General features: G+C 66.8%; 30 protein-coding genes and 1 riboswitch. Of the genes, 13 read left to right on the forward strand and 17 right to left on the reverse strand.

All coding sequences use genetic code 11. The annotated features are described in order from the left end of the window. Positions 1–546: a histidine phosphatase family protein gene (locus tag VGV37_RS27610; protein ID WP_326883032.1), complete on the reverse strand. Its 546-nt coding sequence runs from the start codon at positions 544–546 to the stop codon at positions 1–3. A 155-nt stretch (positions 547–701) separates the two neighbouring features. On the opposite strand from VGV37_RS27610, the gene VGV37_RS27615 reads away from it, so the two are divergent. From VGV37_RS27615 to VGV37_RS27625, 3 genes are all read left to right on the forward strand, one after another. Further along, complete coding sequence (locus tag VGV37_RS27615) at positions 702–1,262, forward strand: sugar O-acetyltransferase (protein ID WP_326883033.1); 561 nt, start codon at positions 702–704, stop codon at positions 1,260–1,262. Positions 1,263–1,661: 399 nt separating this feature from the next. Continuing rightward, complete coding sequence (locus VGV37_RS27620) at positions 1,662–1,868, forward strand: CbtB domain-containing protein (RefSeq protein ID WP_326883034.1); 207 nt, start codon at positions 1,662–1,664, stop codon at positions 1,866–1,868. Positions 1,869–2,058: 190 nt separating this feature from the next. After that, positions 2,059–2,796 (forward strand): CbtA family protein, encoded by a 738-nt coding sequence (locus tag VGV37_RS27625; protein ID WP_326883035.1) that lies wholly within the window; start codon positions 2,059–2,061, stop codon positions 2,794–2,796. Between the two features lie 23 nt (positions 2,797–2,819). On the opposite strand, the gene VGV37_RS27630 is transcribed toward VGV37_RS27625, so the two are convergent. From VGV37_RS27630 to VGV37_RS27645, 4 genes are all read right to left on the reverse strand, one after another. Continuing rightward, positions 2,820–3,203 (reverse strand): DUF1636 domain-containing protein, encoded by a 384-nt coding sequence (locus tag VGV37_RS27630; RefSeq protein ID WP_326883036.1) that lies wholly within the window; start codon positions 3,201–3,203, stop codon positions 2,820–2,822. Beyond that, positions 3,200–4,279, reverse strand: coding sequence for a ribonucleotide-diphosphate reductase subunit beta (locus tag VGV37_RS27635; protein WP_414638120.1), 1,080 nt, complete (start codon positions 4,277–4,279; stop codon positions 3,200–3,202). Before VGV37_RS27635 ends, VGV37_RS27630 begins: the two co-directional genes overlap by 4 nt. Then, entirely contained in the window at positions 4,276–6,084 is a 1,809-nt protein-coding gene (locus VGV37_RS27640; protein ID WP_326883066.1) for a ribonucleoside-diphosphate reductase subunit alpha, read from the reverse strand. Before VGV37_RS27640 ends, VGV37_RS27635 begins: the two co-directional genes overlap by 4 nt. A gap of 246 nt (positions 6,085–6,330) precedes the next feature. Then, positions 6,331–6,540: riboswitch (cobalamin riboswitch) on the reverse strand. An 86-nt stretch (positions 6,541–6,626) separates the two neighbouring features. After that, the gene (locus tag VGV37_RS27645) at positions 6,627–7,409 is read right to left on the reverse strand and encodes a helix-turn-helix transcriptional regulator (RefSeq protein ID WP_326883038.1); all 783 of its coding nucleotides are present in this window, start codon (positions 7,407–7,409) and stop codon (positions 6,627–6,629) included. Positions 7,410–7,643: 234 nt separating this feature from the next. Here VGV37_RS27645 and VGV37_RS27650 point away from each other — a divergent pair, with 234 nt between their 5' ends. After that, positions 7,644–8,042: a nuclear transport factor 2 family protein gene (locus tag VGV37_RS27650; RefSeq protein ID WP_326883039.1), complete on the forward strand. Its 399-nt coding sequence runs from the start codon at positions 7,644–7,646 to the stop codon at positions 8,040–8,042. 12 nt (positions 8,043–8,054) lie between these two features. Here the strand turns inward: VGV37_RS27650 and VGV37_RS27655 are convergent, their stop codons facing one another. Beyond that, a complete protein-coding gene (locus VGV37_RS27655) occupies positions 8,055–8,357 on the reverse strand; it encodes an SCP2 sterol-binding domain-containing protein (RefSeq protein WP_326883040.1) in 303 nt (100 codons plus the stop codon). Between the two features lie 93 nt (positions 8,358–8,450). Between VGV37_RS27655 and VGV37_RS27660 the strand changes: the two genes are divergently transcribed. Beyond that, on the forward strand, positions 8,451–9,701 hold the full coding sequence (locus VGV37_RS27660; protein ID WP_326883041.1) for a glycosyltransferase family 87 protein: 1,251 nt from the start codon (positions 8,451–8,453) through the stop codon (positions 9,699–9,701). On the opposite strand, the gene VGV37_RS27665 is transcribed toward VGV37_RS27660, so the two are convergent. Next, on the reverse strand, positions 9,676–10,602 hold the full coding sequence (locus VGV37_RS27665) for a hydroxyacid dehydrogenase (protein ID WP_326883042.1): 927 nt from the start codon (positions 10,600–10,602) through the stop codon (positions 9,676–9,678). The genes VGV37_RS27660 and VGV37_RS27665 overlap by 26 nt on opposite strands. Positions 10,603–10,717: 115 nt before the next feature. Here VGV37_RS27665 and VGV37_RS27670 point away from each other — a divergent pair, with 115 nt between their 5' ends. Then, entirely contained in the window at positions 10,718–11,425 is a 708-nt protein-coding gene (locus VGV37_RS27670; protein WP_326883043.1) for a DUF7168 domain-containing protein, read from the forward strand. Between the two features lie 2 nt (positions 11,426–11,427). Here VGV37_RS27670 and VGV37_RS27675 read toward each other — a convergent pair whose 3' ends face one another. Then, positions 11,428–12,024 (reverse strand): TetR/AcrR family transcriptional regulator, encoded by a 597-nt coding sequence (locus tag VGV37_RS27675; RefSeq protein ID WP_326883044.1) that lies wholly within the window; start codon positions 12,022–12,024, stop codon positions 11,428–11,430. A 63-nt stretch (positions 12,025–12,087) separates the two neighbouring features. Between VGV37_RS27675 and VGV37_RS27680 the strand changes: the two genes are divergently transcribed. Then, entirely contained in the window at positions 12,088–12,489 is a 402-nt protein-coding gene (locus tag VGV37_RS27680) for a hypothetical protein (protein ID WP_326883045.1), read from the forward strand. On the opposite strand, the gene VGV37_RS27685 is transcribed toward VGV37_RS27680, so the two are convergent. The 8 genes from VGV37_RS27685 to mntR form a co-directional block, all read right to left on the reverse strand. Then, positions 12,397–12,960 carry a GNAT family N-acetyltransferase gene (locus VGV37_RS27685; protein WP_326883046.1) on the reverse strand — a complete coding sequence of 188 codons (564 nt, stop codon included), beginning with the start codon at positions 12,958–12,960 and terminating at the stop codon, positions 12,397–12,399. The genes VGV37_RS27680 and VGV37_RS27685 overlap by 93 nt on opposite strands. A 24-nt stretch (positions 12,961–12,984) precedes the next feature. Further along, positions 12,985–14,223, reverse strand: a complete 1,239-nt coding sequence (locus VGV37_RS27690) for an MFS transporter (protein WP_326883047.1) — start codon at positions 14,221–14,223, stop codon at positions 12,985–12,987. Positions 14,224–14,325: 102 nt separating this feature from the next. Continuing rightward, the gene (locus VGV37_RS27695; protein WP_326883048.1) at positions 14,326–14,832 is read right to left on the reverse strand and encodes a heme-binding protein; all 507 of its coding nucleotides are present in this window, start codon (positions 14,830–14,832) and stop codon (positions 14,326–14,328) included. A gap of 106 nt (positions 14,833–14,938) precedes the next feature. Then, positions 14,939–15,619 carry a class I SAM-dependent methyltransferase gene (locus VGV37_RS27700; RefSeq protein ID WP_326883049.1) on the reverse strand — a complete coding sequence of 227 codons (681 nt, stop codon included), beginning with the start codon at positions 15,617–15,619 and terminating at the stop codon, positions 14,939–14,941. Between the two features lies 1 nt (position 15,620). After that, positions 15,621–16,877 carry a BtaA family protein gene (locus tag VGV37_RS27705; protein WP_326883050.1) on the reverse strand — a complete coding sequence of 419 codons (1,257 nt, stop codon included), beginning with the start codon at positions 16,875–16,877 and terminating at the stop codon, positions 15,621–15,623. 183 nt (positions 16,878–17,060) lie between these two features. Then, positions 17,061–17,444, reverse strand: a complete 384-nt coding sequence (locus tag VGV37_RS27710; RefSeq protein WP_326883051.1) for a RidA family protein — start codon at positions 17,442–17,444, stop codon at positions 17,061–17,063. Positions 17,445–17,458: 14 nt separating this feature from the next. After that, entirely contained in the window at positions 17,459–18,274 is an 816-nt protein-coding gene (locus VGV37_RS27715; RefSeq protein WP_326883052.1) for an undecaprenyl-diphosphate phosphatase, read from the reverse strand. A 126-nt stretch (positions 18,275–18,400) separates the two neighbouring features. Next, a complete protein-coding gene (mntR, locus tag VGV37_RS27720) occupies positions 18,401–18,877 on the reverse strand; it encodes a manganese-binding transcriptional regulator MntR (RefSeq protein WP_326883053.1) in 477 nt (158 codons plus the stop codon). Between the two features lie 136 nt (positions 18,878–19,013). Here mntR and VGV37_RS27725 point away from each other — a divergent pair, with 136 nt between their 5' ends. The 6 genes from VGV37_RS27725 to VGV37_RS27750 all read left to right on the forward strand — a co-directional run bounded on the left by VGV37_RS27725 (position 19,014) and on the right by VGV37_RS27750 (position 23,972). Next, positions 19,014–20,357 (forward strand): Nramp family divalent metal transporter, encoded by a 1,344-nt coding sequence (locus VGV37_RS27725; protein ID WP_326883054.1) that lies wholly within the window; start codon positions 19,014–19,016, stop codon positions 20,355–20,357. 57 nt (positions 20,358–20,414) lie between these two features. Next, on the forward strand, positions 20,415–21,026 hold the full coding sequence (locus VGV37_RS27730; RefSeq protein ID WP_326883055.1) for a DUF1007 family protein: 612 nt from the start codon (positions 20,415–20,417) through the stop codon (positions 21,024–21,026). Beyond that, complete coding sequence (locus VGV37_RS27735; RefSeq protein ID WP_326883056.1) at positions 21,026–22,072, forward strand: hypothetical protein; 1,047 nt, start codon at positions 21,026–21,028, stop codon at positions 22,070–22,072. Before VGV37_RS27730 ends, VGV37_RS27735 begins: the two co-directional genes overlap by 1 nt. 90 nt (positions 22,073–22,162) lie before the next feature. Next, a complete protein-coding gene (locus tag VGV37_RS27740) occupies positions 22,163–22,333 on the forward strand; it encodes a hypothetical protein (protein ID WP_326883057.1) in 171 nt (56 codons plus the stop codon). Beyond that, positions 22,330–23,103: an ABC transporter ATP-binding protein gene (locus VGV37_RS27745; protein WP_326883058.1), complete on the forward strand. Its 774-nt coding sequence runs from the start codon at positions 22,330–22,332 to the stop codon at positions 23,101–23,103. Before VGV37_RS27740 ends, VGV37_RS27745 begins: the two co-directional genes overlap by 4 nt. Then, the gene (locus VGV37_RS27750) at positions 23,103–23,972 is read left to right on the forward strand and encodes a metal ABC transporter permease (protein ID WP_326883059.1); all 870 of its coding nucleotides are present in this window, start codon (positions 23,103–23,105) and stop codon (positions 23,970–23,972) included. The genes VGV37_RS27745 and VGV37_RS27750 overlap by 1 nt, the downstream gene beginning before the upstream one ends. Positions 23,973–23,978: 6 nt before the next feature. On the opposite strand, the gene VGV37_RS27755 is transcribed toward VGV37_RS27750, so the two are convergent. Next, complete coding sequence (locus VGV37_RS27755; protein ID WP_326883060.1) at positions 23,979–24,929, reverse strand: ion transporter; 951 nt, start codon at positions 24,927–24,929, stop codon at positions 23,979–23,981. Positions 24,930–25,068 lie beyond the last annotated feature (139 nt).

A 25,068-nucleotide genomic window follows, 5' to 3' on the forward strand; every position in this document is an offset into this window, starting at 1 on the left:
TCAGGGCCGACCGAGCGCGCGCAGCGTCCAGCGGCCGGCGTTGTGGCGCAGGTCGGCGATCGACAGGGGCTCGACGTCGATCCGCCAGAACGCCGACGGCGGGGCGCCCAGGGCATGGACGACGGCGGCGCGGATCACGGCGGGGTGGGTGACCCCGACCGTGTGGCCGGTCTCCGGACCGGCGTCGAGCCAGGCGCCGACCCGTCGCAGCAAGTCGAGGATCGATTCGCCGCCATGGGGAGCCACGGCCGGATCGGCGATCCACGCCGCCGCGCCCTCGGGATCGGCGGCACCAATGTCCCCGAGGCTGCGGCCCCGCCAGGTGCCGTAGTCGCAGTCGCGCAGGGCCGGCTCGACGATCGCGGGTCCCACGGCCTCGGCCGTCTGCCGCGCCCTGAGTTCGGGCGCGCTCAGCAGCCGGTCGAGACGGCCTGGCACGGGAAGCGACGTAAGCCCGACCGGATCGATCGGCTCGTCGGCCGGAAACGCAATCTCGCCCCCACGCGCCAGGGCCGCATGGCACAGCAGGGTCAATCTCATAGACATGTCAGACCGGTCCTTTCGCCGACGGCGGTATTCCAATTTGAATTTCCGGGATGGGGTGGATTCTGGCGCTTCCGCTTGGCGCTACACTCAGCGAACCCTCGGCGTGGCTTCGTGCGCCAGAACAGACTGTCAACCGCAACCTGAGGAAATAGCGAATGCCGAATGATGATCGCCCCAAGATCATTTACAGGAGGACGCCGGAATCAGCAGCCATGCTGGCAAACGTCAAGCGAGCGATGGCGATCACCGCCACACTCAACCGTTTGACGTTCAACGATGCGGACGAAATTCGGGCCTTATTCAGTGAACTTGTCGGTAAAATGGTCGACGAGAGCTTTCTGCTGATCCCCCCGTTTTATACTGCTGGTGGAGACGAAATCCGCGTCGGACATAATGTCTTCATCAATCAGAACTGCACTTTCTATGACCTTGGCGGCCTCGACATCGCGGACGATGTGATGATCGGGCCGAACGTGAGCATCATCACCTCGGGCCATCCTCTTGAACCCTCGCAGCGACGTGCCGCCACAATCGGAAAGCCCATCGTGATCGAGAAAGGCGTATGGATCGCGGCCGGCGCGACCATCATCGGTGGCGTAACAGTAGGCGAGAATTCGGTCGTCGCGGCGGGCGCGGTAGTCACCAAGGACGTTCCCGCCAACACCCTTGTCGCAGGAAATCCGGCCCGGGTCATTCGCTCGGTCGGCGAAGACTGAAGGGACGGACGATCGCAAGGCTGGTTCCGGAAATTCAGACTGGGAAATCACCATCGGCCATGGTCAACGCGTAAGCCACGGGATTTGGCCGTCTTCGCCGGAGGCCCATGCGGGACTTCGCGAGGGACGGCGCGCAGGGCTGGTGGCCGTTGTGATCGTGGCGGTGCTGATCGTCGCCTTCGGCTTGGCTGCCATTCGATGTCAACTGAGGCATTACCCGGCCGACCAGTTGATTGACACTCTCGTCCGTCACCCTCTACCATCGGGATCGGAAATTCCGAAGTGAGGAAGCCGGTGCAAGCCCGGCACGGTCGCGCCACTGTGATCGGCAGCCCGCCGAAAGTCAGACCTTCCTTCGCCCTTCTCATTCGAACGGGACGCGTCATCCCCGGAGGCACCATGGCCCATATCACCGTCGAACCGGTCTCGATCCCCGTCATTCCCGTCCGCGAACTGCTGCCTTGGGCGATCCTGGGCGGGTTGCTGATGCTGCTGGCGATCTATTTCGTGGGCTCGGAACAGGGCGCCACGTCGCTGATCAAGGGCATGTACGTGCACGAATTCGTCCATGACGGCCGCCACCTGCTGGGCTTTCCCTGCCACTGAGGCAACCCCCACAATCCTCTGGGCCGGACCTGATCCGGCCATCCACGCGGGGAAGCAACGATCTCCTGCTCCCGGCGACATTCAGGCGGAACCGCGTGGATCCCCGGGTCGAGTCCGGGGATGACGGAAAATATAACGGTGTCCTGCCGCCTTCCGCGAGGAAGATGGGCAACAAGGAAAGCCTGATCTCATGGTTGGATCGCTCATCCTGCGGGGACTGCTCGTCGGGCTCGTCGCCGGCCTGCTGGCGTTCGGCTGCGCCAAATTCATCGGCGAGCCTCAGGTCGACCGGGCCATCGCCTTCGAAGCCCAGTTGGATGCGGCCAAGGGCGAGGCGCCCGATCCGGAGATCGTCAGCCGCGAAGTGCAGAGCACGGTCGGCCTGCTGACCGGCGTGCTGGTCTATGGCACCGCGATCGGCGGGTTGTTCGCCCTGGTTTTCGCCTTCGCCTCAGGCCGGGTCGGCCGGATCGGTCCGCGCGGCCTGTCGGCGCTGCTGTCGCTGGCGGGCTTCCTCGCGATCATTCTCGTGCCGCAGATCAAGTACCCGGCAAATCCGCCGTCGGTCGGCGATCCCGAGACGATCGGCCATCGCACCGCCTTGTTCTTCATCATGATCTCGATCTCGATCGCCAGCATGGTCGCCGCGATCAATCTGGGCCTGCGCCTCAAGGCTCGCTTGGGCGGCTGGAACGCCAGCCTGGCGGCGGCGGCCGCCTTCGTTCTCGTCATCGCCCTGGTGCAGTCGTTGCTGCCGGACATCAGCGAGGTGCCAGAGGATTTCCCCGCCATCGTCCTCTGGCGCTTCCGCGAAGCCTCGCTCGCCATTCATATCGTGCTGTGGGGCGGCATCGGGCTGGGCTTCGGCTGGCTGACCGAGCGCAGCGCCGGCCGGCGGTTCCAATTCCGGCCAGCCCGGGCGCATTGAAAAAAGCCACCTGAACCCGCGAATTATCGCGTTGGATTCGTCGGGATCTTCGCCAGGATCCCCCGCCTGAACGGCTCCGGCCGCTCGCTGCGCGGCAGGTCGCCGGTTTCGCTCGCGGCATATTGGGCGGCGAGGTCGAGCGCCGCCGCCGCGGTCTCCATAGTCGGCTGTTTGTCGCCGAACAGGTAGCTGGGCTTGCCCGGCGCGGACAGCGCCACGGTACATGCCCGGTCGCAGCCGCTCATGCATTCGACCGGATGCAGCGCCACATCGGCCCGGCCGTCCCAGCGGCGATAGAGCGTCTCGACCGCCGCGAACAGCTTGGCGCCGTCGCGCGGTGCGGCCGGGTCCGTGCCCGGCGGCCGGCAGGTCGTGCAGACATGCAGGACGTGCCGGACCGCGCTCATGCCGACTGGCGCGCCCGATCGAACATCGACCAGACGCCGTCCGCGCCGTCCCAGCTGCCCTTGCTGGCGCCCTTGGAATATTCGGTTGCGCGTTGCTCGAAGAAATTGGCGTGCTCGACCCCGTTCAGGATCTCGACCAGCCACGGCAGCGGATGCGGCTGGATCTGGCGGTAGCCGCTTTCCTCGACCGCGAAATAGCCGAACACCGGACGCAGCTTGAGCTGGGTCAGACGCCAGTCCGCGATGTAGCGGACATAGGCCTTGATGTCCTCCGGCGTCATGCCGTCGATATGGCCCAGGCTGAACGCCAGCTCGACGAAGCGTTCTTCCAGCCCGACCATGGTCTTGGCGACGTCGATGATGTCGTCGCGCACGGCGGCCGTCACCGCCCCCGTCTCGCGGTGCCATTCGTGGAACAGGCGGATGATGCCTTCGCAATGCAGGCTCTCGTCACGCACCGACCAGCTGACGATCTGGCCCATGCCGTTCATCTTGTTGTGGCGCGGGAAGTTCAGCAGCATCGCGAAGCTGGCGAACAGCGACATGCCTTCGGTGAAGGCGCCGAACATGGCCAGCGTGCGCGCCACGTCGCCGACCGTGCCCACGCCGAACGTGTGCATGTAGTCGGCCTTGGCCTTCATCTCGTCATAGTCGCGGAAGGCCTCGAACTCCGCCTGCGGCATGCCGAGCGTCTTCAACAGCAGCGCATAGGCGTCGATATGCACCGTCTCCATGTTGGTGAAGGCGGCCATCATCATCTGCACTTCCAGCGGCTGGAAGATCGGGATGTAGCGCTTCAGGTAATTGTCGCCGACCTCGACGTCCGACTGGGTGAAGAAGCGGAAGATCTGGGTCAGCAGGTTACGCTCGGCCCCGGTCACCCGGTCCGAGGCCCAGTCGCGGATGTCGGACCCGAGCGGCACTTCCTCACCCATCCAATGGGTCTGCTGCTGGCGCTTCCAGAATTCATAGGCCCAGGGATAGCGGTTGACGTCGTAGGTGCCGGTCGCGGTCAGGAGGCCGACCTTGCCGGTGCCGATGAGCGTGCGCGGGTCGAGCTGGATCAGGCTGCTCATTGACATGCCAGGCACTCCTCGTAGTCGCGTCGTTCGACCGGCGCCTCGATGCGCTCGGCCTTGTCCTGGGCACCGGCGAAACCGGCGCGGCTCAACGACTTGGAGCGGCAATAATACAGGCTCTTCACGCCACGCTTCCAGGCCGACCAATGCAGCATGTGCAGGTCCCATTTATCGATGTCGGCCGGCAGGTAGAGGTTGACCGACTGGCTCTGGCAGATGAATGGCGCGCGGTCGGCGGCGAACTCGATGATCCAGCGCGGGTCGATCTCGAACGCGGTGCGGAAGATCGATTTCTCATCGTCGCTGAGGAATTCCAGATGCTGGACCGAGCCTTCCTGCTCGACGATCGACTGCCAGGTCTCCGGCGTGTCGGCGCCCTTGTCGGCCAAGAGCTTGGTCAGGTACGGGTTGCGCACGACGAAGGCGCCGCTGAGCGTCTTGTGGTTGTAGACGTTGGCCGGGATCGGCTCGATGCAGGCGCTGGTGCCGCCGCAGATGATGCTGATCGACGCGGTCGGCGCGATTGCCAGCTTATGGCTGAACCGCGCCTGCATGCCGCGCTCGGCGGCATCCGGACAGGCGCCGCGTTCAGCCGCCAGCTCGACCGAGGCCGCATCGGCCTCGCGCCGGATCTTCTTGAAGATGCGCAGGTTCCACGACTTGGCGAGCGCACTTTCGAACGGAATGCCGCGCTGCTGCAGCAGGGAATGGAAGCCCATGACGCCAAGGCCGACCGACCGTTCGCGCATCGCCGAATAGCGGGCGTGCGCCATGCTATCGGGGGCGACGGTGATGAAATGGGTCAGCACATTGTCGAGGAAGCGCATCACGTCCTCGATCAGGCCCGGCTCCTCGGCCCACTCGTCCCAGGTCTCGACGTTCATCGAGGCCAGGCAGCAAACGGCCGTGCGTTCCTCATCGCGATGATCCATGCCGGTCGCGAGCGTGATCTCGCTGCACAGGTTCGAGGTCGTGACCTTGAGGCCCAGTTCGCGCTGGTGCTTCGGCAGGGCGCGATTGACCGAATCGATGAACAGCAGGTACGGCTCGCCGGTCTGCAGCCGGGTCTCGAGCACGCGCTGCCACAGCTGACGGGCATCGACCTCGCGCATGGTCTCGCCCGACTTCGGGCTGCGCAGGGCGAACGACTTGCCGTCGCGCACCGCATCCATGAACTCGTCGGTGACGTTGATCCCGTGGTGCAGGTTGAGGCCCTTGCGGTTGAAATCGCCGGACGCCTTGCGGATCTCCAGGAATTCCTCGATCTCCGGGTGATGGATGTCGAGATAGACCGCGGCCGAGCCGCGGCGCAGCGAGCCCTGGCTGATGGCGAGCGTCAGCCCGTCCATGACATGGATGAACGGGATGATGCCCGACGTCTCGCCCGCGCCCTTGACCGCTTCGCCGATGGAGCGGACCTGGCCCCAATAGGTGCCGATGCCACCGCCGTTCGAGGCCAATGCGACGTTCTCGTTCCAGGTATTGACGATGCCGTCGAGCGAATCGGGAACGGAATTGAGGAAGCAGGAAATCGGCAGGCCGCGCGTCGTGCCGCCGTTCGACAGGATCGGCGTCGCCGGCATGAACCACAGGCGCGAGATCGCGTCGTACAGCCGCTGGGCGTGGCGCACGTTGTCGGCGAAGGCACAGGCGACGCGGGCGAACATGTCCTGGTAGCTCTCGCCCGGCAGCAGGTAGCGATCACGCAGGGTCGCCTTGCCGAACGCGGTCAGCAGGTCGTCGCGGGCCCGGTCGAGCGTGAGGTCGGCGGGCTTCGGCTGCTGGAACAAGGGGCCGCCCATCGGCGCGTGGCGCACCGGCTCGGCCGGGACCGGTGCCGGCTCGGCCGGTTGCGGGCGCTTCGGTTCAGGCTGCTGCGATCCGGCAAGTTCAACGAGATTTCCGTCGCGGTCGAAATCGAAAGCAAGCGCTGACATCGGGTTCCCCATGCTTGAAACGAACGGGGTTCGAATCGGACGCCTTGCCCTGAGCGGCCCGACGGATGCCGGGACGGGGAGCATGCGACCGCCGGGACACCCCGCCCGCGGACGTATTCTTCAGCCACGGCAGGTTTCCTGGCTCGCGGGTCGCTGCGACTGTCTGGCCTTCCCGGCACCCGCTGGCGCCAGTGACGCGTATCGACAACCGCTCACCGCTTACAGTTGCGGGGGCAGCGCCGGCCTTGTCGCCCAGCGACGCACCGGCTTCCCTCAACCCCAGATCTTGCGATCCGAAGCACCGTGACTGTCTAGATTTAGCGCCAAACCGATGACTCGCGTCAAGGAATGTTTCGTCGGATCAGCACCCTGCCGACGCGCCTTGACGGCAGCGATACCCGTCCGGGTCAAACCCTGGTCGGGCCGAAATAGCGACTGGGCGTCGACCCGAGCGTGCGGCGGAACATAGCGGTGAAGGCGCTGGGGCTGTCGTAGCCCAGGTCCTGGGCGACCAGGGTTACCGACTGGCCCTCGGCCAGGCGCGCCAGCGCCTCGATCAGGCGAACCTGCTGGCGCCAGGTGCCGAAACTCATGCCGGTCTCGGCGCGGAACAGACGGGCGAGCGTGCGGGCCGACGCGCCGACCGAGCCCGCCCATACTTCCAGCACCTCGTCGCGCGCCGGGTCGTCGATCAGCGCCCGGCAGATCGCGAGCAGCCGCGGGTCGCGCGGCAGCGGCGCGTGCAGCGGCACGACCGGCACGGAACGCAGCTCGACCAGCACCAGGGCCGCGATCAGCGCCGCGCGTCCCGTCGGGTCCAGGCTATCGGGCGCGTAATCGGTCGCCGCCAGGATCAACTCGCGCAGCAGCGGCGCCACCTCGATCACGCCGCAGCGGGTCGGCAAGCTCGCCGACGCGTCTTTGGCGATATAGAGCGTGCGCATGGCGACCGGGCCGGACATGCGGATCTCGTGCGGCTCGCCAGAGGGCACCCAGACCGCCCGGTGGGTCGGCACGACCCAGGTGCCGTCGCGCGTGGTCACCCGCATCACGCCCGAGACCGCATAGACCAGCTGTGCCCGCTCGTGCGCATGCTCGCCGATCGAATGACCCGGCGGAAAATCCTTGGCCATGGCGACGACCTTGACCGGCGCGCGCTGATAGTCGTTGGGGTCGGTGCTGTGGGGCATGTCTCAGGCTCGGCCAGTATCGGGGCGACTGCAAGAGCGATCGATACCGGGATCCGCTTCGCCAATTGCGGGAGCGCACTGCACAAGGCCCGCGGCGGTTTTGAGCGAAACGGCCGGTCTCATTCCGGATCGGCGCGACGGCCCGACGGATCAAAGAGGCCCGCAGGGACCGAGACCTCTCCAACCCTCGCACGATCTGCTAGAAGAGTCCGGAGGCTTCCCGGGAGAGTACCGATGACCAACTCCGACACGGCGCTCAGCCAGAACCTGGAATTCTATCGCGCGATCGGCGCGCGCGACCTGTCGGCCATGGATCGGCTGTGGGCGCGCGACGTGCCGGTCAGCTGCATCCACCCCGGCTGGCCCGTGGTCCATGGCCGCGCCCTGGTGCTGCAGAGCTGGCGCGCCATCCTGACCGGGCCGAAACCGCCGCAGATCCTGTGCTACGAAGAGGACGCGACGATCTACGACGGGCTGGCGGTGGTGACCTGCGAGGAGGAGCTGGACGGCGGCAGTCTGGCCGCGAGCAACCTGTTCGTGCTGGAGAATGGGTTATGGCGGCTGGTCCATCACCAGGCGACGCCGATCATGACCCGGCAGGAGCAGCCCCATCCGCGCGGCTCCATCCATTGACGCCGGCTCCGGTCAGTCTTCCATCATGGAATTGATCTTGAGCGCCACGCCCATCGAGCCGCTGATCTTGAGCGAGCCGGTCATGTAGGCGAGCGTCGCGTTCATGCCGCCGTCGAGCATCTTCTGCAGCGACACGGCCGACAGCTTGAGCGTCGTCTCAGCCTCGGCCCGCTCGTTCGAGATGACCGCCGGGTTCTGCGTCCCATCCCAGAAGATCACCCCGTCGGTGCCCAGGTCGAACAGCACGGTATGGCCGAGCGACACGTTCTGAGTGGCCTTTTCCTTGACCGTTCTGGTCAATGCGTCCAACGACATGATCGACACTCCACCGCACCCAGAAGACATGAACGAACACGCTAACAAATCGCCGGCCTCCCGGGAAACCCCCCGTAGAAAAACGACTGGCATGTGTGGTTTTCCTGCCCGGCCCGCCTGGCGGCCGAGTGGCGTTTCACCATGAGCCTCGCCGCACTCCGCACCGGCGCCTGGGCGACGGCATCGCGGATCCGACGCCTGGGCATCGCTCTCTTCCTGTTGGAATCGCTCGTTCTTCTGGTGATCGCGCTTGCCACCTATGGCGTGTTTGGCCCGATGAACCCGCCGGGATCGACCGATTTCATCAGCTTCTACGCCGCCGGCGACCTGGCCAATCGCGGCATGGCGCCGCTGGTCTATGACCAGGACCTGCACCAGTCGGCCGTGCGCGAGATCTTCGGCGATCCGCGGCTACCCTACTATTACTTCTTCTACCCGCCGGTTTTTCTGCTGCTGTGCCAAATGTTCGCGCTGCTGCCGTACCTGGTGTCATTCGCGCTCTGGGTCGCCGGCACGGCCGCGCTGTGCCTGGCGGCGATCCGGCGCATCCTGCCGGCGGGCGGACCCTGGCTGCTGTTCGCGACATTCCCCTGCCTGTTCTGGACCGTCGGCCTGGGCCAGAACGCGCTGCTGACCGCTGGCCTGCTGGGCTTCGCCACCCTGCTGATGGACCGGCGCCCGCTCACGGCCGGCGCCCTGCTGGCATTGATCGCCTACAAGCCGCATTTCCTGCTGCTGGTGCCGGTGGCATTGCTGTCCGGCCGCCGATGGCCGGCGCTCGGTGGCTTCGTGCTGACCTTGGCGCTGCTGGCCGCGCTCACGACGCTGGTCTACGGGCCTGGGATCTGGACGCTCTATGGGTCGCATACCGATGAAATCCGGCACATCTTCGAATTCGGTCGCATCCCGTTCACCGGCCCGGTCACCAGCTTTGCCGCGGCGCGGGTGCTGGGCGCCTCGCTCGGCACGGCTTACGCGGCGCAGGCCATCGCCGCGCTCGCCGCCGCCATTGCCGTGGGTTGGCTCTGGGCACACGACAGGCCGCCAACACTCCGCTTCGCCGCCCTTGCCGCCGCCATGCCGCTCGCCGCACCGGTCGTGCTGTTCTACGACCTGATGCCCCTCGCCATCGCCATCGCCTGGCTCGCCGTCGAGATCCGGCGCACGGGGACCCGGCCCTGGGAAATGACGATCCTCGCGGCGGTCTGGCTGCTCTGCGGCGTCGCCATGCCGGTGTCGTACCTGTTCCACCTCCCGCTGGGACCGCTCGCCCCGGCTCTGGTGCTGGGCGTCGTCGTGGCGCGAGGAGGACGAGTGATTAGAGTGCTTTCAATACCCGCCTGACATTCGCCAGCGTCACGGTCGAGACCCGCGCGTTCGACTCGACCGTGACGCCGGAGACGTGGGGCGTCAGCCACAGGTTCGGGACGCCGACCAGGTTGGAGCCGGCCTTGAGCGGTTCGTCCTCGAACACGTCGAGTACCGCCGCGGCGAGCCGGCCAGAGGTGAGCGCCGCGACCAGCGCCGCCTCGTCAACCATGCCGCCCCGCGCGCTGTTGATCAGCACTGCGCCGGGCTTCATGGCGGCAAGCGCGCCCGCATCGATCAGGCGATAGGTTTCAGGCATCGACGGGGCGTGGATGCTGACCACGTCGCTGGTCGCCAGCAGGGTCGTGCCGTCGACCAGGGTAACCCCGGTGCCCGCGAAGCTGGCGGGATCGGTACCGGGCCGGTCGGTCGCGACCACCTCCATGCCGAGGGCCAGGGCGCGGCGTGCCACCTCGCGCCCGATCGAACCGAAACCGATCAGGCCCAGGCGCTTGCCCTGGACCTCGTTGAACATCAGCTGGTTACGCGGCCATTGGCCGGCCAGCACGGCATCGGCCGACTGCCAGATGTTGCGCAAGGTGATGAGGCAGGCAGCTACGACATATTCCGCGACCGACGCGGCATTGGCGCCGACCGCCGGACAGACCTCGATGCCCATCGCCTCGGCCACGGCCACGTCGATGTTGTCGAGCCCGACACCCAGGCGGCCGATCACCTTCAGCCGGTCGAACGCGGCCAGCACAGCCCCGCGCACCTGGGTCCGGTTGCGCACGATCAGCGCCGGCACACCCGGCGCCAGGGCGGCGATCTCGTCCGGCCGCTCGCACAGGCCGGGATCGTAATGCACGGCATAGTCGGCCTGGAGTGCCGCGACCGACTCCTCGTCGAGAAATTCGGTGATCAGAACGTCGGTCATCGGGGCTCCAGCGGACGAGAGGAACGAAGGTGCCCTACTCTGCCCGGCCCGCCGCCGCCTCTTCAAGCGCGATCGGCCGTGGCGATGCGTCTCATCCTTCCCTATGGTCGCTCCCATGACCACCGCCGATCTCGACAAACTGACCGCTCGCATCCAGGCGCTGCGCGCCAAGACCATCGACAATGGCTGCACCGAGGAAGAGGCGCTGTCTGCCGCCGCCAAGGTCGCGGAACTGCTCGACCGCCACGACCTGTCGCTGAGCGACGTCGAGCTGCGGGCCGAGCCGTGCCAGCAACTGGCGTTCGAGACCGGCCGCAAGAAGCGCATCCCGCTCGACGGCTGCGTGAGCGCGGTCGCCGAATTCTGCGACTGCAAGATCTGGCGTGAGAAGAACGGCGCCGGCGCGTTCCGCTATGTATTCTTCGGCCTGCGTGCCGACGTGACCGTCGCCCACTACCTGACCGACCTGATCGACAGCGCGGTGCGTACCGAGCTCGGCAATTTCAAGAACTCGCGGGACTATCAGCGCTTCCCGCACAAGGAACGGCATCTGGCCAACAGCTCCTTCGCGCTCGGCATGGTGGCCTCGATCGCCGACAAGCTGCATACCCTGAAATGCGCGCGTGACGACGCCAACCGCAGCACCGGGCGCGACCTGGTTCTGGTCAAGAACTCGGTCGTGGAGGCGGAGCTGGCGAAGCTCGACCTGAAGCTCCGCACGGTGCGCTCCAGCCGTCGGTTCATCTCGCCCGAGGCCTACGACGCCGGCGGCGCGGCGGGCGAGGCACTGGCGATCAATCCGGGGATCGGGCGGAAGGGCTAGGTTTAGGCCCGCGGGAAACGCGCCAGCACCGCGGCGCACGCCATCTTCACCAGGGCGCAGACCGCCGGCTTCGATCGGCCGGGCAGCAATAGCTCGTACATCGCGTAGCTGGTCAGGGCGAACAACAGGTCGCCGGCCTCGCGCGCAGCACCCGGTACGATCCGTTCGACCAGCGTGCCCATCAGCTGGCGCCGCCGTTCGTAGCGCGCGGCGACGGCCTGGGCGAACTCGGCGTCGAGCGCGATGGCGCCATGGAGCCGGCCGATTGCCGGATCGTCGCCCCAGAAATCGCAGAAGATCTCGATCACCCGGTCGAGCGCCGCCTGCGGGTCGGCCAGTGCCAACGCGTCGGCGAGCCGGCCCAATCCCTGCTGGCGCGCCCGCTCGTCGAACACCACTTCGAGCAACCCCCGACGCGAGCCGAACTGGTTGTATACCGTGAGCCGCGTCACGCCGGCCGCCTTGGCGACGGCGTCAAGCGAGAAGGCGGTGACATCCGCCGGCTCGCTCAGCAACCGGCCGGCCGCCTCGACGACGCGGGCTCGCTTCTCCGCAGCGGCGGCGGTCCGCTTCGGGCTGTCATAGGAACGCGTCGCCATGATTGTCCTGGTAATTTAGATAGACGATATGTATATCCAATTTATTATCCTGGGAGTTTCCTCATGCCCTTCATGCTCATCATAGCGCTATCGCTCCATGTTCTCGCAGCCATGTTCTGGGCCGGATCGAGCTTCACCCTCGCCCGCACCGATGGCCTCGGCGGCGAACGGCTGTTCCGGCCGCAGATGGGTGCGGCGGTGGTTGCGGTCCTGTCCGGCGGCTACCTATGGGGCCAATTGCATCACGGGGTGTTCGGAACGGGGGAACAGATCCTGGCGGCCGGCGCGCTGTGCGCGGTCATCGCCGCCGGCGTGCAGGGCGCCATCGTCGGGCGTGCAGTCCGGATGCTCAAGACCGGCGCCGACGAGGCGTCATCGCGCGGCCGCATCGCCGGCGCCCAGCGGATCGCCTCCGGACTGCTGGCGGTGACCGTCGTCTGCATGATCGCGGCGCGCTTCTACTGACGGCAGGCGCTCGAACATTTTCCGATAGACCAGGAAACCCGACTTGTCGGCCACCTGGTCGTAGAGTTTCATCGCGGTGTGGTTGGTCTCGTGCGTCTGCCAATAGACGCGGCCGGCCCCTGCCGCCGCGGCCTGGGCATAGACGCCCTCGATCAGCGCCCGTCCGACGCCGCGACCCCGCGCCGGTTCGCTGGTGAACAGGTCCTGCAGGTAGCAGCTCGGCTCGGTCGTGATCGTGCTGCGATGAAACAGGTAGTGCGTCAGCCCGAGCAATTGCCCATCCACGTCGGCGACCAGCGCATGCACCGGCTCGTAGGCATCGAAGAAGCGCGCCCACGTCGTCGCCACGATCTCTGCCGGCAAGGCGGTGGCCCCGGCCCGTCCGTAGAAGGCGTTGTACCCGAGCCACAGCGGCAGCCACTGGTCGTAGTCCTGGCGCGCGATCGGTCGTATCGAATAGCTGTCCGGCATCTGTCATTCCATGGGGTAGACCCGTCACGCCGGATGGCGGAACGGCAGCAGCAGCAGCGCGCTGACGACATTCAGCAGCGCGATGCCCAACAGGGCGACCAGGCTTGCGGCGGGACTGAAATGCTCGAGCAGCCACGCGCCGGCGGAGGGTGCCGCAGCCTGGGCCAGCAGGGTCGGCACGGCCAGCTTGCCCATCAGGGTGGCGTAGCCCTCGCGGCCGAACAGGGCGAGCGGCAGGGTGCCGCGCACGATCGAGCGGATGCCGCTGCCCACGCCCAGGATGACGATGCCGATCGCGATCAGCGTCGTGTCCCCGAACAGCAGGGCGAGGCCGATCGCGACCAGCACCGTGCTCGCGATCATGCTGAACACCGGGTGCAGGTTGCGGCCGATCGACATTTCGAGCGCGCGGCCCCCGACCTGCAACGGCCCCAGCAGCGTGCCGAGCGTGACGGCGACCACGGCACCCACCCCGAACAACCGCAGCAAGGTCAGCAGATGCACCGAGATGATCGCCATCGCGACCGATGCCAGCGTCAGGGAGGTGGCGAGCAAGTAGAATTTCAGGCGAGACCGCGCCGGAATCGGGATCGGCACGGCACTGGCCGAGGGTTCGGAAATGCAGACGGCACGCGTCTCGCGCGGCAGGCCGACGAGATATAGCGGCAGCAGAAGCACCAGGTCGACGGCCGCGAAGACCAGGCAGGTCTGCCGCCAGCCGACGTGCGCGACCAGATAGGTGCCGGCCGGCCAGCTGACCGAGCTGGCGAAGCCGCCGAACAGGGTGACCTGCGAGATGGCGCTGCGGGCGCCGTCGCCGTAGAGCCGGCCCAGGGCGGAGAACACCGCGTCGTAGAGCCCTGCCCCCATGCCGAGGCCGATCACGATCCATCCGGCGATGAAGGTCTGGAGATTGGGTGCCGCCGCCAGCACGGCGAGGCCGGCGGCGATCAGCACGGCGCTGACGGCCAGCACCGGCCGGCCGCCATGGCGCTCGATCAGCCGTCCGACGATCGGCGACACCAGGCCGGAGATCAGCAGGCCGATCGACAGCGCGCCCACGGTCCAGGTCGGTGCCCAGCCGGTATCCTCGGCCACCGGCAAGGGCAGCACCGCGGTCAGATAATAGGACGAACTCCAGGCCAGGATCTGGCCGATGCCGAGCGACGAGACGACCGCCCGTTTCGACCGGCCGGCCGGAACCGCGTCGACGGCTTCTCCGCGACCAAGGCGGAGGGATGGAAGCTCGCTGACAGGGGGCATGCAACGTCCGGGCGGTTGACCAGGGGAACCGCCGCGGACTCTGGTCTATCGCGGCCCGGTCCAGTAGCACCGCTCTGCGCGGGGCGACCGGACCAGTGGGCGCTATTGCAGCAGATCCTTCGCCTTGTCGAGGCCGGCCTGGACGCAGGGTTCGTCGTTGTTGTTGGGCGAGCCGGACACGCCGGCACCACCCACGACCTCCTCGCCGGACTTGATCGGCAGGCCGCCGGCGATCGCGATGACGCTGGGCAATGTCACCTGCTGGCGCACCAGCGGCTCGTTGTCGGCGAAGCGCTTGGCATAAGACGTCGTGTCGGTCTTGAACGAATTGGCCGTGTAGGCCTTGCGCCGGGCGTTCTCGACCGTGTGCGGCCCCGCCCCGTCGCCGCGCAGCAAGGCCACCGTCTCGCCGTCGCGATCGACCACGACCGCCGAGACATGAAAGCCCTTGGTCAGGCAGGCCTCGACCGCCGTCGAGGCGATCAGCTTCGCCGCCTCGTAGGACAGCACTTTCTGGGTCCGGAGCTGCGCCGAGGCCGCCGTCGGCCAAAGTCCGGCCATGGCTGCGGCCAGGATCAGGGAACCGAGACGCGAGGCATTGCTGGACATGACGGGTTGCTCCGCGGGATCTGCCGGTCGGCAGATTGGCCTACGCGCCAAACGGGTCCCCGTCCAGCCCGAGCCACCGTCATCACGCGGAGTTGACCGACCGGCCCTACGCCTTGCGGATCATCAGCAGATAGGCGTAGCCGTCGAACAGGTCCTGGTCGAGCGCCAGCCCGTGCTGGCCGGCGGCGAGCGTGCGCAGGTCACGCTCGATCTCGGGGCGCGGATGGACGTCGAACAGGCGCAGCCAGCCGAGCAGCAGGCGGCGGCGCCATTTCGGCGCTTGCAGCTGATCGCCGAAATCGACCACCGCCAGAATGCCGCCCGGCGCCAACTGGGCCAGCGCGCGATCGACTACGGGGCGCCAATCCGGAATCATCGACAAGACATAACTGAAATAGATTACGTCGAACCGGGCGAGACCAAATGTCGTTTCGGGGTCGAAACCCTGGCCTCCGGCCTGGGCCAGACGCACGCGCTTGGCGAGCCCTGCCCGATCGAGCGCGCGCGCCGCCGTGTCGATCATGACGCCGGCGACGTCGACGCCATGAAGCCGCGCGTCCGGCGCCAGATGGCCGAGCTTGACCAGGTTGCGGCCGGTGCCGCAGCCCATTTCCAGCACCGCCGCACCCGGCTTGATCGGCAGCGACGCCAGCAATCGGTCTCGGCCGATCAGGTAGAATTTCCGGGTCAGGTCGTAGATGTGCCGTTGATGGCGATACATCGCATCCATGCGCCGTGCGGCTTCCGCCACCGTGTCGCCCAAGCCCGCCGCCGCCAGGTCCGTCATGTCAGGCGACACGGGAATAGAGGTGGAACCCGCCATAGATCGCCGAACGGTCCTGGGCCAGCCACTGCTTCGATTCCGCCTCGTGATAGTGCCAGCCCGAGAACAGGGCGGCGAACCGGGCCGGATCGAGCTTTTCGGCGAAGGGCGAGTGGGATCCGGCGGTGCGGAAGATCACCCGCGCGCCCGGCCGCGCCGTGCGGCGGATCTGCGCCCAGAGATCGGCCAGCATGGTCGCATCCATCCAATCGACGCTGTCGAGCAGGACGTAGCGATCCTTGCTCTCGGCATCCTGGGCGCCCAGGTAGTCGGTCATGGATTGCAGCCGGGTCTCGACCCGGTCCAGCCGGTCGCGGATCGTCGCGTAGTGTTCCGCCTTGAGATAGGGCGGCGTGGCACGCCGGTCCTTCACGTCATAGTGCCGGCCGAACGCCTGCCAGGCGAAGTAGTTTTCCGACAGGTCGAAATCGCAGGCAAGCCGGCGGATGCGGTGGCGGATCAGCTCCGCCAGGTCGCCGCTCGAATCCTGGCGCATCGCGTCGAACTGGTTGGCCGGGATGCCCAGGCTGTAGAGCACGATCGGCTGGCGGGCCAAGAGGCGCACCAACTTCAACTCGAACAGCGGACCGATCTCACGATCGTAGATCTCGCGCTGCTCGCCCAAGGTGCGGGCATCGAGGATGCGCTCGGGATGGCGGTCGGCGATGCGGGCGAAGCCGTGCAGGAAACCGATGAACTTGCCGAGCAGCGCCTTGCGATAGAGGCCCTTGGCGAAGAACTCGATGCGCTCACGCCCCAGCAGCGAGCGATGCTCCCAGAACGCGCGCGTGCCCTCGTCGAGCCGGTCGGCCAGATGGGTGCGATAGAGATCGACGTTGTCCTTGTTCTTGGCGATGCCGAAGAACTGGAAGAACGCCTCATGGTCGGGCAGATGGCGCAGCGCCGCGAGCTTCAGGCGGGTCAGCGCGATGTGGGCCGGGTTGAGGTCGAGCGCGGTGATCTGGGCCGGATCGGCGACCAGGTAGTTGAGGATGTTGCAGCCGCCCGACGCGATGGTGACGACCCGGCTGTCGGGCCGCAGGTCCAGCGCCTCGAGGTCGACGACCGGGTCTTCCCAGATCTGGTTATAGACGAAGCGCGCGAACCACAGCGCGAACAGCCGGTCGAGCAACGCCTGCTTTTTGCCGGGAGCCTGCCGATAGACCGCTTTCTTGATCGCCGCGGTCTTGCTGCGCGCCAATGCCACCATCGGGGAACCCATCCGTCGTTCTCGGCCCTGCGGCAGGCGTGCCCATGGACCGGCATAACGAGCGCAATAGGAGCAAAGACGAAACCGGTCCACTAGATTTAGAGGTCCGGAAAATCATTTCACCGACCCTCCATAAAACCGTCTCAGAACCGTCATTTTACTTGATAGCGACTCGGGCGCGACAGTAAAGGCGTATCAGGCGGCGGCGATCGCCTCGATCTCGACCAGCCAAGCCTCGTCGAAGATGCCGGTGATAACGACGGTGAGCGCCGGTGCCAGGGCGCCGAGCACATCTGCCCGCACCTCGCGATTCTCCAGCGCGTATTTCCGGTCGGACAGGAACGTCGTCACCTTGACCAGGTTGTCGAGGGTCATGTCGGCCGCCCGCAACTGGGCTTCGATATTCGTCCAGGCCATCCGGCATTGGTCGGCGAACGTCCGCGGCAGCACCCCGTCCGCGCCGACCGGGATCTGTCCGCTGATGAACAGCAGGCGAGAGGCGCCCGCGACCGCGACCGCCTGAGAATAGCCGCCTGCCGCCGCAGGTCCGTCGGGGGCGTTGATCGGGTTGCGGATCATGAGCGGTATCCTTGCTATCGGGCGAGGGCCAGCACCAGGGCACCGACGATCCAGCAATAGATCGCGAACGGCCGCATGGCATTGACCTCATGCTTGCGGAACCAGACCATCAGCGCCCAAACGCTGAAGAAGGCAACGATGCCCGAGACCACGCCGCCGATGGCGGCATTGCCCATGGTGCCGGCCGGCGCGTGCGCGAGCTTCGGCAGTTCGAGGATGCTGGCACCCAGGATGATCGGGGCGGCCAGCAGGAACGAAAAGCGCGCGGAGGCCTCGTGGCTCAAGCCAGCCCAGAATCCGGCGACCATGCTGGCACCGGAGCGCGAGAATCCTGGAATGAGCGCCAGGGACTGGGCGAGGCCGATCAGCAGCGCCTGGACATAGCTCAACTCCTCGACCCGCTTGGCGCCACGCTTCTGCAGCTTCTCGCCGGCATAGAGCAGCACGCCGTTCAGGATCAGGAAGAACGCGGCGGAGGTGACGTTGGAGAAGATGCCCTTCAGCAGTTTCTCGAATACCAGGCCGATGATCGCGGCCGGGATGGTACCGACGATCAGCAGGAACAGGGTGCGTCGTGCCGCGACGGCGCGGCCGTCGAACAGGCTCAGCACGAAGTCGAGCCAGTCGCGCCAGAAGAAGCCCAGGAGCGCCACCGCCGTGCCCAGATGCAGCATGACGACGAACGGCAGGAAATGTTCCTTGAGGAATTCCGGGCTCAGGTCCCAGCCGAACGCGAACGGCGTCAGTACCGCATGGGCGACGGAGGAAATCGGGAAAAGCTCGGTGATGCCCTGGATGACGGAAATGATCAGGGTCTGAAGGAGATCCATGTCGCCTCGGCTGGATGGGAAGGAAGGCAGGTCCGCCTATAGCAACTCCCAGCCGGTCCGCCCAGCGGAAAAGCCCGAGGGATCTGCATCGGCCTCCGCTCATCGGTCCTGACGGCGACGATCAAGTCAGAACGATGCACCCCTCTTCTCCGCGATGAAGCGTTCGAACGCGGCGAGCGTCGGCTCGCTCACGTGGTGCTCCATGCCCTCGGCATCGGCCCGGGCAGTTTCCGGATCGATGCCGAGCGCTTCCAGGAAGCGCAGAACGATCTGGTGCCGACGCCGGCATTCGAGCGCCAGGGCACGGCCGGTCTCGGTCAGGAAGATCGAGCGATAGGGCTGCTGCAGCACGTAGCCGTCGCGCTGCAGCCGCCCGATGGTGTTGACCACGGTCGCGTGCGCCACGCCCAGCCGGCGCGAGATGTCGACCGCCCGCGCCTCGCCCTGGGCATCGATCAGGTCGGCGATCAGCTCGCAATAATCCTGCGCCATCATGCTGTCGCGCTGGCGGCGCTGCTGCCCGAAGGCGCGCGCCTGGCTTTCGGGCTCATCGACCACGCAGCCCAGCAAGCCGATGACCGGCGGTTCCGTCTCCTCGCTCATACCCGAACGTTCCCTGACCTTTCGCGCTTTGGATCCTAACAAGCGGACGCGTTTTTTGTAAGACGAGGATCTTGCCGACAATATAGCATGTGCTATATTCTATTCTCAGAGCTTCACCCGAACCGGGCGACGATCCATGGCGCCGAGCGATGTCAGTCTAGCCGAGCCTTTGCCGCGGGACCTCGCCCCGCGCTCGGCCTCGCTCGGCCCGATCGACCGGCTGGTCAAGATCCCGGTCGGCGCCGGCTGGTTCCGCAAGCTGCTGGCGTTCGGCGGGCCGGGCTATCTCATTTCCGTTGGCTACATGGACCCGGGCAACTGGGCGACCGACCTCGCCGGTGGCTCGGCCTATGGCTATGGACTGCTGTCGGTCGTCGTCGCGTCCAGCCTGATGGCGATGCTGTTGCAGGCGCTCAGCCTGCGTCTCGGCATCGCGACCGGTCGCGATCTCGCTCAATTGAGCCGCGAACGGTTCGGCCCAAGCACGGCGTTCGTGCTGTGGATCCTGGCCGAGATCGGCATCGTCGCCTGCGACCTGGCGGAGGTGCTGGGTACGGCGATCGCGCTCGAACTGCTGTTCGGCCTGCCGCTGTTCTGGGGCGTGCTACTGACCGCGTTCGACACGTTGCTGGTGCTGGGACTGCAGCGCTGGGGCTTCCGTGGCATCGAGGCGCTGGTCATCGGCCTGATCGCGCTGATCACGCTGTGTTTCGTCTACGAACTGGTCGTGTCCTCGCCCGACATGGCGGCGATCCTGGGCGGGCTGGTGCCGCGCGCCCAGATCGCCCGCGATCCGGGCATGCTGTATCTGGCGATCGGCATCATCGGCGCGACCGTCATGCCGCATAACCTCTACCTGCATTCGGCGCTGGTGCAGACCCGCGGCTATGACGAGAGCGAACGCGGCAAGCGTGAGGCGATCCGCTTCGCCACGATCGATTCCAACCTCGCCCTGGGTTTCGCCCTCGTGATCAATGCCGCGATCCTGATCCTGGCCGCGGCGACGTTCCATACCTCCGGTCATGCCGACGTGGCCGAACTGCAGGATGCCTATGGCCTGATCTCGCCGCTGTTGGGCGCCCCATTGGCCGCGACGGCCTTCGCGCTTGCCCTGCTGTTCGCCGGTCAGAACTCGACCCTGACCGGCACGCTCGCCGGCCAGATCGTCATGGAAGGCTTCGTCCGCCTGCGCCTCCGGCCCTGGCTGCGCCGGCTCGTCACCCGCGCGCTGGCCGTCCTGCCGGCCGCCGCCGTGGTGGGCCTGCTGGGCGAGCGCGCGAGCGGCAGCATGCTGATCGGCAGCCAGGTCGTGCTCAGCCTGCAACTGCCCTTCGCCATGATCCCGCTCGTCTGGCTGACCTGCGACAAACGGCTGATGGGCGCCTTCGCCAATTCGCGCCGTCTGTCGATCGCCGCCTGGGCGGTCTCGCTGCTGATCCTGGCGCTGAACCTGAAGCTGGCGGCGGATATCCTGTTTTAGAAAACTCCGCCGTGCCGGCAGGTGATACCGCCCGGCCGCTCTGCTATAGAGGCCGCCATGATGTTTCCCTGGCGCAACACCGCCCCGTTCCTCGCCCTCGCCGCCCTGTGCAGCGCCCAGCCGGCCGCAGCCCATCCGCATATCTTCATCGAGGAGCATGTCGAGGTCCTGTTCGATCAGAACAACGTGACCGGCGTGCGCATGACCTGGAGCTTCGACGAGCTCTACAGCTCGATGCTGCGGTCGGACTATACCGCCACGAAGACGGGTCCGATCACGGCCAAGGATGTGAAGAGCCTGCATGACAAGGCCTTCACCAACCTCGCCTCGGTGCATTATTTCACGACCATGAGCCTGGACGGCCAGCCGGTGACGCTCGGCACGCCCACGGATTTCACCGCGAGCTTCAATGGCGACGACAAGGCGATCTACAGCTTCGTCATCCCGCTCACCCTGCCCAAGCCCGGCCCGAAGAGCCTGCTGGAGATCGCCGTGTTCGATCCGGAATATTACGTGGACTTCGAACTGGCCGCCGACGATCCGGTCAAGGCGACGGGCGGGGCGGCCCTCAAGGCCGACTGCGAACCCGGCACGGTCCAGCGCGATACCCAGGGCTGGGGCCAGGTCGACGCCGACATCGTGTCCTGCCGCTACCAGGGCGGCGCCTGATGCGCCGGCTGCTGCTGATCCTCCTGCTGCTGACGGCGGGGCTGGTCGGTCCGGCCGGCGCCAAGGCCGATCCCTTCACCGGTGGCGGCGGCACGCCGCTGTCGGAAAAGCCGATCGGCCAGCCGGACGCGCCGACGGCCGTACCCGTCCAGCGGCCGGGCGACGTGGCGCTGCCCGGCACCGGGATCTTCAACGGCGCACTGCAAAAGCTGGCACATCAGCAGATGCTGCTGAACGAGCGGATCTCGCACCAGTTCAAGGCGGTGCGCGACACCGGATCGAGCACCGCTTTCGTCACCATCCTGGCGCTCGCGTTCCTCTACGGCGTGCTTCATGCCGCCGGTCCCGGCCACGGCAAATCGATCGTCGCGGCCTATTTCGTAGCAAACGAGGCGCGCTGGACCAGCGGCGTGGTGATGGGCGGCGTCATCTCGCTGCTGCAGGGCGTGACTGCGATCATCGTCGTGTTCCTGCTGTCGCTCGTGCTCAAGACCAGCCAGATGGCGGTCGAGAACAATGGCGCGATGATCGAATTCATCAGCTATGGCCTGGTCGTGGCGATCGGGCTGGTGCTGTTCTACCGGGCCGTCACGGGCAAGGGGCACAATCACCAACACGGCCCGGTGTCGTTCAGCCACGAACCTCACGACCATCATGGGCACGACCATCACGATTGTGGCCACGATCATGGGCATGACCACCATCACCCTGCGCCGGCGCCTGCCGGCACGTCGTTCCGCCGCATTCTGACCCTCGCGGCCGGGGTGGCGCCCTGTGCCAGCGCCATCATCATCATGCTGTTCGCGCTCGCCAACGGCGCCATGCTGGTCGGCACGATCGCGGTCCTGTCGCTGTCGCTCGGCATGGGCCTGACCGTGTCCGCGATCGGCGTGCTGTCGATCCTGGCCCGCGGCCTGATGAAACGCTTCGCCGGCGGCGAGACCGCGACCGGCGAGCGCCTGGAACGCGGGCTCGCCATCGGCGGCTCGGTCCTGGTCGTGGGCTTCGCCGGCGCCTTGATGCTGGGGGCGTGGGTGCGGCTGTAGGGTCGTTGTTGCGACGATGTGGCCTCGCCGCTTGTCCCGACTAAAATGTAACGTTATATCCTAATCTTTCGATCACACCGGACGGTTGGCATGGCGACGAATGCGGGACACGGGCATGGCCACGCACATGGCCATGGGCATCATCGCCCGGCAATGCCGGTCGGCCCGAGCCCGCTCGCGCGCGGCCTGGGGTTTCGCCTGGGTTGGGCCGGCGGCCTGTCGGCGCTGCTGTGGCTCGCCGTCGCCTGGGCGCTGCAATGAGCCGCCAGGGTGCTGCCGTCACGGTCGAGGACCTGACCGTCGCCTATGAACGGCATCCGGCGATCCACCACATCCGCGGCCAGTTCGCGGCCGGATCGCTGACCGCGATCGTCGGCCCCAACGGCGCCGGCAAAAGCACCCTGGTCAAGACCATCGCCGGCACGATCCGCGCGGTCAGCGGCCGCGTGCGGCGCGACCCGGCCGGGCCCGCCAGCCTCGCCTACCTGCCGCAGCAGTCGGAGATCGAGCGCGGCTTTCCCATTACCGTGCTCGATACCGTGCTGCTGGGCGCCTGGCGCCGCATCGGCTGGCACCGCGCCGCCGGACGGCCGGAGATGGACGCGGCGCTTGCCGCGCTCGACGCGGTCGGCCTCGCCCATTTCGAGCAGCGCGGCGTCTCGACCCTGTCGGCCGGGCAGTTCCAGCGCGTGTTGTTCGCCCGCCTGATGGTGCAGGACGCACCGCTGATCCTGCTCGACGAGCCGTTCACGGCCCTCGACAGCAAGACGACGCGGGACCTCCTGGCCCTGGTCGAGCGCTGGCACGGCGAAGGCCGTACCATCATCGCCGTGCTGCACGACTTCGACCAGGTCCGCGCCCATTTCCCCGACAGCCTGCTGCTCGCCCGCGAACTGGTCGCCTGGGGCCGGACCGAGAGCGTGCTGACGCCGGAGAACCAGGCGGCCGCCCGCCGCATCTCCGAAGCCTGGGACGAGAATGCCGGCGCCTGTCACGAGGCCGCGGAAGATGCGCTGAGGGTCGGCACCTGATGCTGTACGACTATCTGGCTGGCCCGTTCGTCGAATTCCCGTTCCTGCGCCGCGCGCTCGTCGGCGCGATCGCACTTGCGCTGGGCTGCGGCCCGATCGGCACCCTGCTGGTGCTGCGCCGGATGAGCCTGATGGGCGATGCCATGAGCCATGCGGTGCTGCCGGGTGCCGCGATCGGCTTCATGTTCGCCGGATTGTCCCTGCCGGCCATGAGCCTGGGCGGCCTCGGCGCCGGATTGCTGGTGGCCCTGCTCGCCGGCATCGTCACCCGCCTGACGCCGCTGCGCGAGGATGCGAGCTTCGCCGCCTTCTACCTGATGTCACTGGCCCTGGGCGTGCTGATCGTATCGACCCACGGCAGCAGCATCGATCTGCTTCATGTGCTGTTCGGCACCATCCTGGCGGTCGACGATACCGCGCTGATCCTGGTCGCCGGCATCGCGACCGTGACCCTGGTGGCCTTGGCCCTGCTCTATCGGCCGCTGGTGCTGGACGCGTTCGACCCGGGCTTCCTGCGCTCCGTCGGCGTACCGGGCAGCACGATCCACGGCCTGTTCCTGACCCTGGTCGTGCTCAACCTGGTCGCGGGCTTCCAGGCGCTGGGTACTCTGATGGCGGTCGGGCTGATGATGCTGCCGGCCGCCGCGGCGCGCTTCTGGGCACGCGAGATCTGGTCCTTGGCCGCCGTATCGAGCGCACTCGCGGCCCTGTCGGGCTACCTGGGCCTGCTCGTCTCATACCATGCCGACCTGCCGTCGGGCCCTGCCATCATCCTGGTCGCCGGATTGCTCTACCTGATCTCGGTCGGGCTCGGCCGGCGCGATTCGATCCGCACCCGCTATTTCGTGAAGTCGCACCTGGCCGCCTGACGGCGGCTATTTGGCCGTTTGCGCGTCGTGCGGCATCGCTTGGCCACAATGAGGACAGGGGCCGCCGGCGAGCGCCTGGTCGACCATCGCCTCGGCATCCCGACGCGGCACACCGAGGTTGGTGCCGAGCTTTTCCATCGCCTGCGCGTCGCGCTGATGCATCTGGCCGCTCGCCATGCCGGTGCGCAACAGCGAGCGGTATTGTTCCCGCCGCATGCGCAGCTGGTCCATGAAACTGACGGTCAGCAAGCCGGAGAACAGCGCCAGGGTACAGACGCCGACGATGGCGACGAGGCCGCCGAACAGTTTGCCCCAGACCGTGACCGGCACCATGTCGCCATAGCCGACCGTGGTCAACGTCACGAGCGCCCACCAGATCGCAGCCGGGATCGAGGAAAACACTTCGGGCTGCGCATCGCCCTCCAGCATGTACATGATGCTGCCGCTCATGATCAGCGTGATCACCAGGATGAACAGCACGGCGCCGATCGATTGCGCCTCCTCGCGGAACACGTCCCACACCATGGTGAAGGCGGTCGAATGGCGCGTCAGCTTCAGCATGCGCAGCAGCCGGAGCAACCGCAGCACGCGCAGGTCGTCGGCGCCGAGCATGCCCAGGATCGCGGGCAGGATCGCGATGAGATCGACCAGAGCGAACGGCCGGCTGGCATAGCGCAGGCGGCCGGCGAGCGGCGCACGGAACCGGCCCGACACGCGGTCGGGTGCGCTCCAGACCCGCAGCAGATATTCGATGGCGAACACGGCGGTCGAGACCTGCTCTATCCACCAGAAGGTCTCGAAATGCTTGACCCGCAGGCTCTCGACCGATTCGAGCACGACCGAGAACACGTTGACGATGATCAGCAGTCCGACGAAACCGCTGATCAGCCGCCCGCCCAGGTTCGACGGCAGATCGTGATCGAACAGCGCGTTGACCTGTTGGCGTAATGTCGTCATCGAGCGTGCGACGCCTTCCCGAAGGGATCATTCCCTACCGACGAGTCTAGCGCAGGCCGGTGCCGCTGCCCAATCATTCGAATGGCGTTTGCTCCATGAATTCTTAATCGAGCAAGCGCTTAACTACAGATCCACCCAC

Origin of the sequence: Aliidongia sp. (genome assembly GCF_035943795.1) — a bacterium.
In the GTDB taxonomy this organism is placed as follows: domain Bacteria; phylum Pseudomonadota; class Alphaproteobacteria; order ATCC43930; family CGMCC-115725; genus Aliidongia.